General features: G+C 70.2%; 9 protein-coding genes. 8 read left to right on the top strand and 1 reads right to left on the bottom strand.

The window, feature by feature from the left end; genetic code table 11:
* Window positions 1–124 precede the first annotated feature (124 nt).
* The 5 genes from AC6I0Y_RS08275 (at window position 125) to AC6I0Y_RS08255 (ending at window position 6,923) form a co-directional block, all read left to right on the top strand.
* On the top strand, window positions 125–2,701 hold the full coding sequence (locus tag AC6I0Y_RS08275) for a molybdopterin-dependent oxidoreductase (RefSeq protein ID WP_160708256.1): 2,577 nt from the start codon (window positions 125–127) through the stop codon (window positions 2,699–2,701).
* Window positions 2,702–2,704: 3 nt separating this feature from the next.
* Window positions 2,705–3,064 (top strand): oxidoreductase, encoded by a 360-nt coding sequence (locus AC6I0Y_RS08270; protein WP_497730867.1) that lies wholly within the window; start codon window positions 2,705–2,707, stop codon window positions 3,062–3,064.
* Between the two features lie 81 nt (window positions 3,065–3,145).
* A complete protein-coding gene (locus AC6I0Y_RS08265; RefSeq protein ID WP_497730865.1) occupies window positions 3,146–3,331 on the top strand; it encodes a hypothetical protein in 186 nt (61 codons plus the stop codon).
* A 156-nt stretch (window positions 3,332–3,487) separates the two neighbouring features.
* Window positions 3,488–6,106, top strand: coding sequence for a molybdopterin-dependent oxidoreductase (locus tag AC6I0Y_RS08260; protein WP_497730864.1), 2,619 nt, complete (start codon window positions 3,488–3,490; stop codon window positions 6,104–6,106).
* Between the two features lies 1 nt (window position 6,107).
* The gene (locus tag AC6I0Y_RS08255; protein ID WP_497730862.1) at window positions 6,108–6,923 is read left to right on the top strand and encodes a 4Fe-4S dicluster domain-containing protein; all 816 of its coding nucleotides are present in this window, start codon (window positions 6,108–6,110) and stop codon (window positions 6,921–6,923) included.
* A 431-nt stretch (window positions 6,924–7,354) separates the two neighbouring features.
* On the opposite strand, the gene AC6I0Y_RS08250 is transcribed toward AC6I0Y_RS08255, so the two are convergent.
* Window positions 7,355–8,809, bottom strand: a complete 1,455-nt coding sequence (locus AC6I0Y_RS08250) for an MFS transporter (protein WP_497730860.1) — start codon at window positions 8,807–8,809, stop codon at window positions 7,355–7,357.
* Window positions 8,810–9,132: 323 nt separating this feature from the next.
* Here AC6I0Y_RS08250 and tig point away from each other — a divergent pair, with 323 nt between their 5' ends.
* The 3 genes from tig to AC6I0Y_RS08235 all read left to right on the top strand — a co-directional run bounded on the left by tig (window position 9,133) and on the right by AC6I0Y_RS08235 (window position 13,943).
* Window positions 9,133–10,467 carry a trigger factor gene (gene tig, locus AC6I0Y_RS08245; protein WP_497730859.1) on the top strand — a complete coding sequence of 445 codons (1,335 nt, stop codon included), beginning with the start codon at window positions 9,133–9,135 and terminating at the stop codon, window positions 10,465–10,467.
* 109 nt (window positions 10,468–10,576) lie between these two features.
* Window positions 10,577–11,575, top strand: a complete 999-nt coding sequence (locus tag AC6I0Y_RS08240; RefSeq protein ID WP_497730857.1) for a diacylglycerol/lipid kinase family protein — start codon at window positions 10,577–10,579, stop codon at window positions 11,573–11,575.
* Window position 11,576: 1 nt separating this feature from the next.
* Window positions 11,577–13,943 carry a YgiQ family radical SAM protein gene (locus AC6I0Y_RS08235; protein ID WP_497730854.1) on the top strand — a complete coding sequence of 789 codons (2,367 nt, stop codon included), beginning with the start codon at window positions 11,577–11,579 and terminating at the stop codon, window positions 13,941–13,943.
* Window positions 13,944–14,136: the final 193 nt, after the last annotated feature.

Raw genomic sequence — 14,136 nt, 5'->3', positions numbered from 1 at the left:
GCGGTTTCCCGGCAGTTTCCGCCACGTTGGGCACTGCCGCCCGATGCGGCGGGAACGGCTGGGACCCTATAGTCGAAGGGCGGCGCGGAGGTCTCGCGCCGGAGGAGAGAAAGGAAGGAGCGGTATGGAATTCAAGAACGACCTTGGCAAGCCGTGGAAGTACGAGGAAGACGGCCTGACCGTCGTGCGTACCTCCATGTGGTCGCCGCCGGGTTGCCATCCGGTGGGATGCGGCCTCAAGATCTACGTGAACGACGAGGGCGTCATCGACCACGTCGAGGGCGACGAGAACAACCCCATCACCAAGGGCCGCCTGTGCGCCCGCTGCCTGGCGCTCAAGGACTACGTCTACAACCCGAGCCGCGTCATCTACCCGATGAAGCGCGACCCGAAGGATCGCGGCCTGTCCGACAAGTGGGAGCGCATCACCTGGGACGAGGCCTTCGCCATCGTCAAGGAGAAGCGCGACTACTTCCGCGACACCTACGGCGCCGAGTCCATCGCCGTGTTCTCCGGCACCGGCCGCTCCGGCGGCATCCTCGTGTCTGACATGGCCCAGGCCGTGCTCGGCACCCCCAATGCCTGCTACACCCAGTCGGGCTACGCGTGCTACCAGCCGCGCTCAATGTCCTGTTCGCACGTGCTGGGCGCCTACTATCCCGAGATGGACTACGCCGGCGGCCTTGAGGGCACCTACGACAACCCCGCCTTCCAGGTGCCGGGCGTCATGGTCATGTGGGGTAAGATGCCCCTGGCCTCCAACGGCGACGGCTTCTTCGGCCACGCGGTCATCGACCTCATGAAGCGCGGCGCGAAGCTCATCTCCGTCGACCCGCGCGTCAACTGGCTGTCCACCCGCTCGGTGGTGCACCTGCGCGTGCGCCCCGGCACCGACACCGCCATGGCCATGGCGTGGCTGTGGGTCATCATCAACGAGGACCTCTACGACCACGACTTCGTGGAGAAGTGGACCTACGGCTTCGACGAGTTCGCCGCCCGCATCAACGACCCGGTGATGGGCATGACCCCCGAGAAGGCCGCCGAGATCTGCGAGGTGCCCGTCGAGGACATCTACAAGGCCGCGCGCCTCTACGCCACCGCCAAGCCGGCCTCCATCGCCTGGGGCCTGGCCTTCGACCAGAACCAGAACGGCAACCAGGCCGCCCACTGCGTACTGGCCCTCATGGCCATCACGGGCAACATCGACGTGCCCGGCGGCCAGATCGTGGCCGAGATCGATCCTGCCCCCGGCGTGGCCGACGAGCCTGCTACCGGTGAGAAGCAGGAGTTCAACCTGGACAAGGCCGACGCCGGCGCCGATGACAACGCCGCCGAGGACGCCGCGCGCCCGACGCGCCGCATCGGCTGGGACAGCCTGCCTGAGGAGCTGCGCGACAAGACCATCGGCTACAAGGAGTACCCGCTCTACGTCGACAACATCCGCAACGCCCAGGCCGACATGATGTTCGACGCGCTCACCAAGGGCGAGCCGTACCGCATCCGCATGGGCTGGATCCAGTCGACCACGCTGCTCGCGCCCACCTGCTGCGCGCAGCCCCACGGCTGGTACGAGGGCCTGAAGAACCTCGAGTTCTGCATGGCCACCGACGTGTTCATCACCCCGGCCATCGAGGCCGCCTGCGACCTGTTCCTGCCCCTGGCCTCCTGCGCCGAGAAGGACGACGTCGTCATGACCCACTACGGCGGATCGCCCGTCTTCTACGGCGCGGTCAACAAGGCCGTCGACGTGGGCGAGGTCAAGGCTGACATGGACCTCATCATCGAGCTCGGCGAGTACCTCGGCCAGGAGTGCCTCCAGGACGAGGACGGCGGCCGCATGTTCAAGGACCTCGAGGACTTCCTCACCCAGCGCCGCACCTCCGGCCCCATCAAGATGGACTTCGACTCCCTGCGCAAGAAGGTGGGCTACCAGCGCGGCGTGAACTACCGCAAGTACGAGTCCGGCAAGCTGCGCCCCGACCGTCATCCCGGCTTCCTCACCCCGACGGGCCGCGTGGAGCTGTGGTCGACGGCCTACGCCAACTACGGCGAGGATCCGCTGCCCTACTACCAGGAGCCGGCCTTCAGCCCGCACGTGGATCCCGAGCTGGCCGCGAAGTACCCCTACATCCTGACCACCGGCGCCCGCAACTACGCGTCCTTCCACGCCGAGCACCGTCAGATCCCCGTGCTGCGCGAGCTGCATCCCGATCCGCTGATCGAGATCAACCCCGCGGACGCGGCCGAGATCGGCGTCGCCGACGGCCAGTGGGTGGAGATCGCCAACGACTTCGGCCGCGCCAAGTTCAAGGCCAAGGTGTCGCCCATCGTCAAGAAGGGCACCGTCCAGGCCGACCATGGCTGGTGGTTCCCCGAGATGCCGGCTGACGACGAGGCCCGCGACGAGGTCATCCCCGTCGGCGAGATCCTCGAGGACGGCCCGCTGGAGTTCGAGGTGAACGGCACGCACATCCAGAACGGCTACGTGAAGAGCGACCATGCCGACGAGAAGGGCCTCTACGGCCTGTGGCGCTCCAACGTCAACGACCTGGTGTCCAACCACTACAACTCCAAGCTCGGCTACGGCGGACCTTACAAGTGCAACTGCTGCTCCATCACCCCGCTTCAGGAGAGCTACGACACCGACATGGGCCTGGTCGAGGAGATGTTCAAGGTCGATTCCGCGAAGAAGGAGTGGTAACCCATGGTCGAATACGGACTTTTGGTTGATTACGAGTACTGCACCGGCTGCGAGTCCTGCGTCGTCGCCTGCAAGGAGACGCACGACCTGCCCGTGGGCAAGTGGGGCATCCGCGTGTTCGACGACGGCCCGTGGCAGAAGGACGACTCCGGCGAGGGCGGCGACTGCTTCAACTGGAACAAGATCCCGGTGCCGACGGACCTGTGCGACCTGTGCGCCGACCGCGTGGCTAAGGGCAAGGACCCGGCCTGCGTGCACCACTGCCTGGCCTTCTGCATGGAGTTCGGCCCCGTCGAGGAGCTGGCCGCCAAGATGCTCGAGAAGCCCAAGCAGGTGCTCTGGCGCCCCTGCGCGAGCGCGTAGGGATTGAGGCCGAGGAGGGGCGGCTCGTCCGCCGCCCCTCCGGGCAGCGCCCCGCCAAGGGGCGCGGGGAAGGAGGAGGACGTGTGCTACTGCTGCACGCTCTGCAACGACTGCGGACGCGCGGATGAGATGAACGCCCAGCTGGGACGCCGCGAATGCCCGCAGTGCCACGTGCTCGTCCTCGACGAGGCGGTCAAGGCCTGCCCCGAGTGCGGGGCCGCCCTCCCGCCTCCCTTTCCGCCTATGCCCGGCAGCCCCCGCGACTAGCCCTGGGCCGGCTGCGGCGCGCGCCTTCCCAGGCGCCCGCCTGCAGGTCGGCTGATTCCGAAGCGCCTCCGGCCGAGAACGGCCGGGGGCGCTTTCCGTAGGGAGGCCCTCCTGCAGCAGCGGGAGGGGAGGAGAAGAGAAGAGAGAGGAGTGCCTGTGAGGATCAAGGACAAGACCGTGCTCAAGAACCTCGGGTCGTGCGGGTTCGGCGGCGCGGCCAACACGGCCTGCGTCGACGTCCTAGACGGCAAGGTGGTGCGCATCCGGCCGCTGCACTACGACGAGGACTACACCCCCGAGGACCTGAACGAGTGGCGCTACGAGGTGCGGGGCCACACCTTCCGCCCCGGCATGAAGACGCTGCTGCCGCCGCTCTCGCTGGCCTACAAGAAGCGCGCCTACTCGCCCAACCGCGTCCCGTACCCGCTCAAGCGCGTGGACTGGGATCCCGCCGGCGAGCGCAACCCGCAGAACCGCGGCGTGAGCGGCTACGAGCGCATCAGCTGGGACGAGGCCACCGACCTCATCGCCGCCGAGATCGAGCGCATCGGCCGGGAGTACGGCCGCCGCTCCATCCTCATCCAGGGCGAGGGCCATGGCGAGACCAAGGTGGTCTCGGGCGCGCACGGCTGCTCGTCGCTCATGCTCGACTACGTGGGCGACGAGCCGGGCGACTACCTCATCCAGGCCCGCCAGCCCGACAGCTGGGAGGGCTGGTACTGGGGCGCCAAGCACGTCTGGGGCATGGAGACCCACGGCCAGCAGAACCCGCAGGACAACGTCATCTGGGACGTGAGCAAGAACAGCGACGCCGTGCTGTTCTGGGGCGCCGACCCCGAGACCACGCCCTGGGGCTGGGGCGGCCTGCAGCCGAGCCGCCTGTGCTACTGGTTCGACGAGATCGGCATCAAGTCCATCCACATCGCGCCCGACGTCAACTACACCAACGCCGTCCACGCCGACAAGTGGATCCCCGTGCTGCCCAACACCGACGCGGCCCTGCAGCTGGCCATCGCCTACGTGTGGATGACCGAGGGCCTCTACGACAAGGAGTACGTGGCCACGCACGTGGAGGGCTTCGACTGGTTCGAGTACTATGTGCTCGGCCATGAGGACGGCGTTCCCAAGACGCCGGCCTGGGCGGCCGAGAAGTGCGGCGTGCCGTCGTACCGCATCAAGGCGCTCGCGCGCTACTGGGGTCGCCACAAGGTGTCCATCGCCCACTGCAACGGCGGCGGCTACATCCGCTCGTGCTTCTCCCACGAGCCGGCGCGCCTCGAGGTGTGCCTGCTCGGCATGCAGGGCCTCGGCAACCCCGGCGTCCACCAGTTCAAGTTCATCGAGTGGGTGCTCCAGGGCGTCAACCCCGTGCCGCCGAGCGAGATCTACCCCACGCTCATGGGCGTCTACCACGGGTGGCGCATGGGCGCGCCCAAGCACTTCATTCCCAAGACGATGACGCCCGACGCCATCCTGGGCGGCTACACCCACGACAACCCGATGACCTGGTACGGCCACGTCGTGTGCTACATGAAGCGCGAGGACCAGTTCCTCCAGTTCCAGTACCCCGAGCCCGACGCCCACCCCATCCACATGATCTGGTCGGACACCCCCTGCTGGGAGACGTGCTGGAACGGCGGCAACGCCTACCAGGACGCGGTGCGCGATCCGAGCATCGAGTTCTACCTGGTGCAGCATCCCTGGATGGAGAACGACACCCTGCTCGCCGACATCATCCTGCCGGTGTCCACCCTCTTCGAGCTCAAGGACATCCAGGCCGACATCTTCTCGGGCCAGTGGAACAAGATCGTCTACGAGGAGCAGGCCATCGAGCCGGTGGGCGAGGCCAAGGGCGACTACGAGGCCGTCTGCGAGATAGCCCGCAAGCTCGAGCGCTTCGGCGGAGAATACGAGGGCCTCTACGCCAAGTTCACCTGCGGTCGTACCATCGATGAGGACATCGAGCACGGCTACCGCACCAGCGAGGTGCCGCTCGACGAGTACCCCTTCGAGAAGCTCAAGGAGCAGAAGTACTTCGCGTTCCCCACCAAGGAGAACTGGCAGGACGACCCGGTGGGCCTGGAGCTGTTCGCCAAGGACCCGACGGCTCATCCGCTGCGCACGCCCTCGGGCAAGCTGGAGTTCTACTCCATCGGCCTGGCCGAGCATTTCCCCGATGACAAGGTGCGCGGGCCGGTGCCCCACTGGATCGAGGAGGCCGACGGCCACGAGGAGCGCATCACCTCGGCGCGCGCGAAGGACTACCCGTTCCTGCTCGTGTCCAACCACCCGCGCTGGCGCGTCCACGCCCAGCACGACGACATCCCCTGGCTGCGCGAGATCCCCACGTGCAAGGTGGCCGGCCCCGACGGCTACCTCTACGAGCCCATCTGGGTGAACCCGCGCGATGCCGAGCGGCTCGGCCTGGCCGACGGCGATGTGGCCAAGCTGTTCAACGAGCGCGGCGCGGTGCTCGGCGGCGTCATCGTCACCGAGCGCATCATGCCCGGCGTCCTGTACCAGGATCACGGCGCCCGCACCGACGTGCTGCGCTACGGCGCCGGCGGCCTCGACCGCGGCGGCGCGAACAACCTCATCTGCCCGAGCGCGACCACGTCCAAGAACGCCGCGGGCGAGGTGACCAACGGCTTTTTGGTCGGCATCGAGAAGGTTGACGTGGCCGCCCTGGCCGCAGAGTACCCCGAGGCCTTCGCGCGTGACTACGACCCGGCCGCCGGCCTCGTGGCGACGGCCCGCATCGTGAAGGAGGACTAGCATGGCCAAGGTGTTTGCCATCGACGTGGCCAAGTGCAACGGCTGCTACGGCTGCCAGATCGTCTGCAAGGACGAGCACTGCGGAAACGACTGGCGCCCCTATGCGGCGCCCCAGCCCGAGACGGGCCAGTTCTGGATGCGGATCGACGAGAAGACGCGCGGTCAGGTGCCGGTGGTGAAGGTGTCCTACACGCCGATGCTGTGCGCCCACTGCGCTGACGCGCCCTGTGCTGCCGCCTGCCCGGCCGGCGCCTACGTCCGCCGCGACGACGGGCTGCTGCTCATCGACCCGGACGCCTGCACCGGCTGCGGCGCGTGCGTCGAGGCGTGCCCGCAGGGGGCCGTCTACCTGAACGCCGACCTGGGCATCGCCCAGAAGTGCACCGGCTGCGCGCACCTGCTCGACAACGGCTGGGACGTGCCGCGCTGCGTGGACGCCTGCGCCCACGAGGCCATCCTCTGGGGCGAGGAGGCCGACTTGGCGGACTTCCTGGAGGGCGCCGAGGCGCTGCCGGCCGTCGCGGGGCTCGGGCCGCGCGCGTTCTACCGCAACCTGCCGCGGCGCTTCGTGGCCGGCGCGGTGGTGGACCTGGAGGCCGACGAGCTGCTCATCGGCGCGCCCGTGACGCTGCGGGGCTCGGAGGGCTTCGAGGCGTCGCAGGTCACCGATGAGTTCGGCGACTTCCTCTTCGAGCAGGTCCCGGCCGACGTCTATGAGGTGGTCATCGCGCCGGAGGGCTACGCGGAGCGCCGCCTGAAGGCCGACCTCACCGAGATCGACCGCACGCTCGGCGACATCCCCGTCGAGCGCGCCTAGCGCCGGGGGCCGCGCGTCGCGTCGCCCGCGCTCCGGCTTGTCTCGAGGCGCCCCCGGTCTTCCCAGCCGGGGGCGCTTTCGCGTTTGACGGTCGGGGCGCCCCGGAGGCCCCGCTTGCCGACGCGGGGCGCGCGTTTCGCCCGCGTTCGCTGCCGGTTTCGCGATTTCTGGCCAAAAAGTACGCGTTTTACGCTCGGCGAGGCCCCTGTGGCGGGGCCGGCGGTAGAGCTCTTTAGCATAACCCCAGGTCAGGGATGGCAGGCTTTCGCGAGCCGCACCCAGGGGGCGTCGGCGTTGCGTAAAACGTAGCGAAATTGACCAGAAACTCGCGCGCTGGCGCTCTCTCCTCTGCCCTGCGTGCGTGGCCGCGCCGGCTGCGGGCGCACGCCGTCGGTGCGCATCGCGCGCCGCTCTCGGGGCGGCCGTGTTGGCTACGCGCGCAGCAGCCGGCGCAGGGCCAGCCCCAGGGCCGCTGCCAGCGCCGCGGCAGCCACGAGCGCGCCAAGCCCCGGGCCGTAGCTGCCGGTTGCGGCGAGCGGCCCGTTCAGCGCGAGCGGCCCGACCAGGGCGGCGGGAATGAGCGTCAGGTTGAGGATGGCGAGGTTCTCGGCGTAGTGCGTCTCGCCGAAGACGGTGGCCATGAATCCCGACCCGATGACCGAGGTGCCTCCGGCGCCGAGGCCGACCAGCACCACGCCGGCCAGCGCGAGAGCCGCCTCGCCCGAGCCCTGCGCCCCGGCCAGCAGGAGCACCGCCGCCCCCAGCATGAGCGCGTCAACGACGGTGCAGGCCGCCGTCCCCAGCGCGTCGAAGGCAACGCCCATGAGCAGTCGCCCCAGCCCGTTGCAGAGTGCGAGCATGCCGACGGCCGCCACCGCGACGGCTGGCGCGGCTCCGGCGCCGAGGGCCAGCTGGTTGGCCGACCCGATCACCGCCAGGCCGATGCAGCTGACTGCCAGCATCCAGGCCGCATAGGCCCAGAAGGCGGGCGCACGCAGCATGGCAGCCGTGGTGGCGTCGGCGGGGGAGGCCGCTGCCGTCCCGCCGACGGCTCCGGTTGCCTCTGCGCCCGCCGTTCCGCCGGCTCCGGCCATCCTGGTCGCCTTGCCGCCGCTGGCCGTCGCCGCCGTGCTGGCGCTGGCTCCGGCTCCGGTCACTCTGGCCACCGCGATGGCGGCTGGACCTGCCTCTGCGACCACTGCCCCGCCTCCGGCTCTGGCTGCCCTGCCCGTCGACGCGCCCCCGACTTCGCCGCCCTCGCCCAGGCCGCCCGCCCCTCCCCCGCGCCCGCCGCGCCGCGCGTCCGCCGCCGCCAGCTCGCCGGGACGCGGCGGGCGCAGGAAGAGGGCGGCTGCGGCGGTCACGGCGGCCGTGGCGGCGCCCAGCACGCCGAAGGCCGCGCGCCAGCCGATGGCGTCGAACAGCCACGCCGCCACCGAGCTCAGCGCCATGGTCGACAGGCAGTAGCACAGCAGCATGAGCCCCGAGGCCAGGCCGGTCCGGTCGGGGAACCACGCCATGGTCGCCCCCATGGCCGCCGTGTAGGCGATGCCCACGCCGCAGCCGCCCAGCACGCCGTAGGTGAGGTAGAGTAGCCAGGGCGCCTCGGCGCGGGCGAGCAGCGCGGTGGTCGCGAAGGCGGCGAAGCTCAGCGCCGCGGCCAGCCACACGGCCGCGCGCGCCGGGATGCGGCGCACCAGGCGCCCGCCGATGATGCCCCCAGCGCAGAAGGCCCACATGAGCAGCGTGAACGTGAGCGAGAGGGCCGACGGCGCCCAGCCGAACTCCTCCACCAGCGGCGCCGAGAACACCGACCACCCGTAGATGAACCCGATCATCGCCATCACCAGGCATCCCGCTGCCAGTCGTCCCCATCGCGCGTCCATGGCGCCCCCTCCCGCGTCTCGTCCTTCCCTCCCATCCTAGGCGCGTCGCCAGCGTGCGTCATGGCCCGCCAGGCCCTAACCCGACCACGCCATGGGTCGCCTGGCCTTACGGCGGCGGCAGGCCGGGGCCCGCCCGAATCCGCTTGCCCGCGACACCCCTCGGCCTTAGGGCGGGGCTGTGTGATTTTCCGCGCTCGCCGGGAGGCAAAGTTGCGGCTTGCTGACGGATGTTCGGCCGGCTTGCGCTAGAATACGCCTCGTGCATGACGCGGGCCGCCCGCCCGCCCCATTGAACGACCTGTCAACAGCAAGGAGCCGCATCCATGAAAGTGAGCATGAAGAAGCTCGACGGCAACCAGGTTCGCCTGGAGTGCGTCGCCACCCCCGAGGAAGTCAACAACGCCCTGCACGCGGGCCAGCTCGGCTTCGCGCAGTCCATGGGCCTGCGCCCGGAGCAGGGCAAGACCATCGCCCAGGTGGCGGAGGAGAAGATGGGCATCAAGAACCTCGACTCCATCGTCGAGGCCGGTGCCATCCAGGGCCTCGTGCCGTTCGCGCTCGACAAGAAGAACCTCATCCCGTCCTTCCCGCCGCAGCCCGAGCCCAAGTCCGCCCTCAAGCGCGACCGCGAGTTCGCCTTCGACGTCGTGGTGGCCCTCAAGCCCGACTACGAGCTGAAGTCCTACGACCCGGTGGAGATCCGCGTCCCCGCGTTCGCCCTCAACCCCGAGATCGTCGACCAGCAGCTCAAGGAGATGGCCGAGCGTTACACCACCTACGTCACCGCCGACGCCAAGCCGGTGGAGAAGGGCGACAGCTGCCTCATCGCCATGAAGTGCCTGAAGGACGGCGAGGAGGTGGCCGGCCTCACCACCGACGGCCGCACCTACACCGCCGGCGAGGGCTACATGCCCGACGGCTTCGACCGGGAGATCATCGGCATGCAGCCCGGCGAGACGAAGACCTTCACCTTCGAGGGCCCCGGCCTTGACGAGGACTTCAACGAGATCACCGAGGTCATCGACTGCACCGTCACGGTGAAGGAGATCCAGAAGCCCACGCTGCCCGAGATCGACGACGAGTGGGTGGCTGCCAACATGCCCATGTACAAGAGCGCGGCTGACCTGCGCGCCGACATCCAGCGCAACGTCGAGCGCGGCGCCCGCGAGCAGTACGAGAACTACAAGCGCCAGCTGGCGGTGACCGAGCTCGCCCGCCGCTTCGAGGGCAAGATCGCCGACGAGGTGTACGAGGCCATGCGCGCGAACCTCATGGAGAACATGCGCATGGAGCTGCAGCAGTCCGGCCAGAGCTGGGAGGACTTCGTGGCCCAGAACGGCGGCGAGCAGCAGTTCGGCATGATGCTCATGCTCCAGACCCGCGAGATGCTCGTCCAGGGCTTCGCGCTGGACTCCGTGTTCCGCCACGAGAAGCTCACCCTCACCGACGAGGACATCGAGGCCGCCTGCCGCGCCATGAACCCCCAGGCCAACCCCAAGCAGCTGCGCCAGCAGTTCGAGCAGTCGGGCCGTGGCTTCGCCCTGCGCGAGTCTGCCGAGCGCCTGAAGGCGAACAACTGGGTCCTCGAGCACGCCGTCATCACCGAGTTCGACCCGACCGAGCAGGCTGCCCCTGCCGAGGAGGCTCCCGCCGAGTAGCGCCTCGGCAAACGTCGCGCCGCCGCCCCTGGGCGCTGGCCGCGCACGGGTATAATCACGCGGAAGCCGGGATGATCCGGCTTCCGCTGTTTCAAGGGAAGGAGGGCCCGTGGCCCGAGATGCGAGGCGCGTGCTGCTCATCGCCAACCCGGCGTCGCAGAACGGCCGGGGCGCCGATGCGGCCGCCGAGGCCGAGGTGCTGCTGCGCGAGGCGCTGCCCGGCGCCCAGGTGGAGGTGCGTCCCACGGCCGGCCCCCGTCATGGCCGAGAGCTTGCCGCCGGCGCGGCCGGCCTCGACGTGGTGGTGGCCCTCGGCGGGGACGGCATCATCCACGAGGTGGTCAACGGCCTCATGACCCTGCCCGCCGACGCGCGTCCCGCGCTCGGCGTCATCCCCGTGGGCTCGGGCAACGACTACGCGGCCACGCTCTCCATGGAGCGCAACGTCGCCCAGGCCGTGGCCCAGCTCGTCGACGCGCGCCCGACGCTGGTGGACGTGGGGTGCGTGAACGGCGTCTACTTCGCCGAGACGCTCTCGTTCGGCCTGGACGCGGCCATCGCCCTCGACACGGTGGAGCGCCGCAAGCGCACGGGCCGCACGGGCACCCTGCTCTACCTGACCTCCGGGCTCGATCAGCTGGTCAACCACCTGGAGCGCTACCGCTATCGGGTCTCCTTCGACGGCGCCGCGCCGCGGGAGGGCGAGATGTTCCTCTTCGCCGTGCAGAACGGGCCCACCTACGGCGGCGGCTTTGCCGTGGCGCCTGAGGCGTCGGTGGCTGACGGACGGCTTGACGTGGTGGTCGCGCACCCGCCCATCACGCGGCGCAAGGCGACTCTCGTCTTCCTGCTGGCCAAGGACGGCCACCACACCCGCTTCAAGGAGCTGGACTTCCGCCGCGTGCGCAGCCTGCGCATCGAGTTCGACGAGCCGGTGCCTGCGCAGGTGGACGGCGAGCGGCTGGAGGGCACCGTCTTTGACGTGACGCTTGCGCCGCGCGCCCTGCGCGTGCTCGTGCCGCCCCAGGCGCGTCCCTCGGTGGTCGGGATCCCCGAGCCCCGCGGCTATGTCCACGTGCCCGAGCCGGATGCGGAAGGGGGGCGCTAGGATGGCCGCCCGCCCGAGCGCGCGCTCATCCAGCGGCGGCGCCCCGCAAGCGCGGAAGGCCTCCCGCCGGCCTGCCGCGGGCGCGACCGGCGCCTCCCGTCGCGCGGCGGCCTCGTCCCCGCGCCTCGACGAGGCCGCCTTCCCGCCCCTCACGGCCGAGGCCGCTCGCGCCCGCGGCTGGGATCAGGTGGACTTCGTCTACGTGTCCGGCGACGCCTACGTCGACCATCCCTCCTTCGGCTCGGCCATCATCGTGCGCCTGCTCGAGGCCCACGGCTTCAAGGTGGGCGTCATCGCCCAGCCTGACTGGAACGACGACGCCTCCGTCACCGTGTTCGGCGAGCCGCGCCTGGGCTTCCTCGTGTCTGCCGGCAACATGGACTCCATGGTCAACCACTACACCGTGGTCAAGAAGCGCCGCCGCCAAGACGCCTACACCCCCGGCGGCGAGGGCGGCCGGCGCCCCAACCACGCGGCCGTCGTCTACGGCAACCTCATCCGCCGCACCTACAAGAAGACGCCCGTCATCCTGGGCGGCATCGAGGCGTCGCTGCGCCGGCTGGCTCACTACGATTATTGGTCGGACAAGCTCAAGCGCTCCATCCTGCTCGACTCCGGCGCCGACCTCGTCTCCTACGGAATGGGGGAGCGGTCCGTCGTGGCCATCGCCGAGGCGCTCGACGCGGGGCTCACGGCTGCCGACCTCACGTTTATTCCCGGCACGGTCTACCGTACCTCCGATCTGGGCTCGGTCGTGGATTACGAGCTGCTGCCCTCGTGGGACGAGGTGAGCGCCGACAAGCGCGCCTTCGCCGCCAGCTTCGCCACGCAGTACGCCAACTCCGACCCTTTTACCGGCACGCGCCTGGTCGAGCCGTATCCGAACGGCGTCTACGTGGTGCAGAACCCGCCGGCCGAGCCGCTTACGACCCCTGAGCTCGACGCCGTCTACCGCCTGCCCTTCACTCGCGCGTGGCACCCCGCCTACGACGCCGCCGGCGGCGTGCCGGCCCTCGACGAGGTGCGCTTCTCGCTCATCAGCAACCGCGGCTGCTTCGGCGAGTGCGCCTTCTGCGCGCTCACCTTCCACCAGGGTCGCATCGTGCAGGCGCGCAGCCATGAGTCGCTGATCGAGGAGGCCCGGGCCCTCGTGGACGACCCCGGCTTCAAGGGCTACATCCACGACGTCGGCGGCCCCACGGCCAACTTCCGCGGGCCGGCCTGCGCCGCCCAGCTGCGGCGCGGCGCCTGCCCGTCCAAGCGCTGCCTGGCGCCTGAGCCCTGCCACAAGCTGGAAGTTGATCATACCGACTACGTGGCCCTCCTGCGCGAGCTGCGGGCCCTTCCCGGCGTGAAGAAGGTGTTCGTGCGCTCGGGCGTCCGCTTCGACTACGTCATGGCCGACCCCGACCGCACGTTTCTGCGCGAGCTCGTGGCCCATCACGTGAGCGGCCAGCTCAAGGTGGCGCCCGAACACGTCTCGCGGCGCGTCCTCGACGTGATGGGCAAGCCGCCCCACGAGGTGTACGAGGCCTTCGCCGCCGCCTACGAGGAGGAGAACCGCCGCGCCGGCAAGCAGCAGTTCCTCGTGCCCTACCTCATGTCGTCGCATCCCGGCTGCACGCTGGCCGACGCCGTTGAGCTAGCCGAGTTCTGCCGCGACATGGGCCACAACCCCGAGCAGGTGCAGGACTTCTATCCCACGCCCGGCTCCATGGCCACCGCCATGTACTACACCGGCCTCGACCCGCGCACGATGGAGCCCGTCTACGTGCCGCGCTCGGCTCACGAGAAGGCGCTCCAGCGCGCGCTCATCCAGTACCGCGACCCGAAGAACCGCCCCCTCGTCCGCGAGGCCCTGCGTCGCGCCGGCCGTGCCGACCTCATTGGCTACGGCCCAGAGTGCCTGGTCAGGCCCGAAAAGGCGGACGAGGGCGGGGCGTCCGCGGGCGGCTCGCGCAAAAGCGGCGCCGGCGCGAAGGGCGCATCCCGCGCGGCGGGGCGAGGCACCCGCGGGGACGAGGCGGCCGGCTCGAACGCGAGGGGCGCGCGGGATGCGAACGCGAAGGGCGAAGCGCGAGACGGCCGCTCCTCCGCGCCCAGGAAGGGCGGCCGACCCGATGCGCCCGCGAGGGGCGGTCGGGCCGAGGGGCTCGGAGGGGGCGGCAAGCCGGACGGCGCCGGGAAGGGCGGTCGACCCGATGCGCCTGGGAGGGGCGGCGCCCGCGGCGTGCGCGCCCTGCGGGGCGGCGCCCCCGGGGGACGGGGCGGCCGCGACGTCGGGCTGCGCACTCCCAGCCGGAAGAGCCGAGGCCCGGCCCCCAAGGCCAACGGCCACAAGGGCGGCATCCGCAAGCAGGGCAAGTAGCAGGGGAGGGGCGCGCTTCGCGAGGCATGTGGCCCCGGTTGGTCCTTGCGGCCAGCGCGGCCACGGGGCGGTGGGGGCGCTTCGGAGGGGGGGGGTTGCCTGTCTTCGTGTTGCGGCTTCGTGCTGGCTGCGCCTTTCGCGTTGTATCCCCCGTCGCCTTCGCGCCGGCGGTGCGCCTCGGGCTGGCGCGGAG

The organism is Adlercreutzia sp. St.1H8, assembly GCF_059728655.1.
The sequence above is the reverse complement of the archived record's forward strand: the minus strand, read 5'-3'. Positions and strand labels throughout refer to the sequence as shown.

Coding starts and splice junctions, on each gene's coding strand:
- AC6I0Y_RS08275 (WP_160708256.1), top strand. CDS start 125: ATGGAATTCAAGAACGACCTTGGCAAGCCGTGGAAGTACGAGGAAGAC.
- AC6I0Y_RS08270 (WP_497730867.1), top strand. CDS start 2,705: ATGGTCGAATACGGACTTTTGGTTGATTACGAGTACTGCACCGGCTGC.
- AC6I0Y_RS08255 (WP_497730862.1), top strand. CDS start 6,108: ATGGCCAAGGTGTTTGCCATCGACGTGGCCAAGTGCAACGGCTGCTAC.
- AC6I0Y_RS08250 (WP_497730860.1), bottom strand. CDS start 8,809: ATGGACGCGCGATGGGGACGACTGGCAGCGGGATGCCTGGTGATGGCG.
- tig (WP_497730859.1), top strand. CDS start 9,133: ATGAAAGTGAGCATGAAGAAGCTCGACGGCAACCAGGTTCGCCTGGAG.
- AC6I0Y_RS08235 (WP_497730854.1), top strand. CDS start 11,577: ATGGCCGCCCGCCCGAGCGCGCGCTCATCCAGCGGCGGCGCCCCGCAA.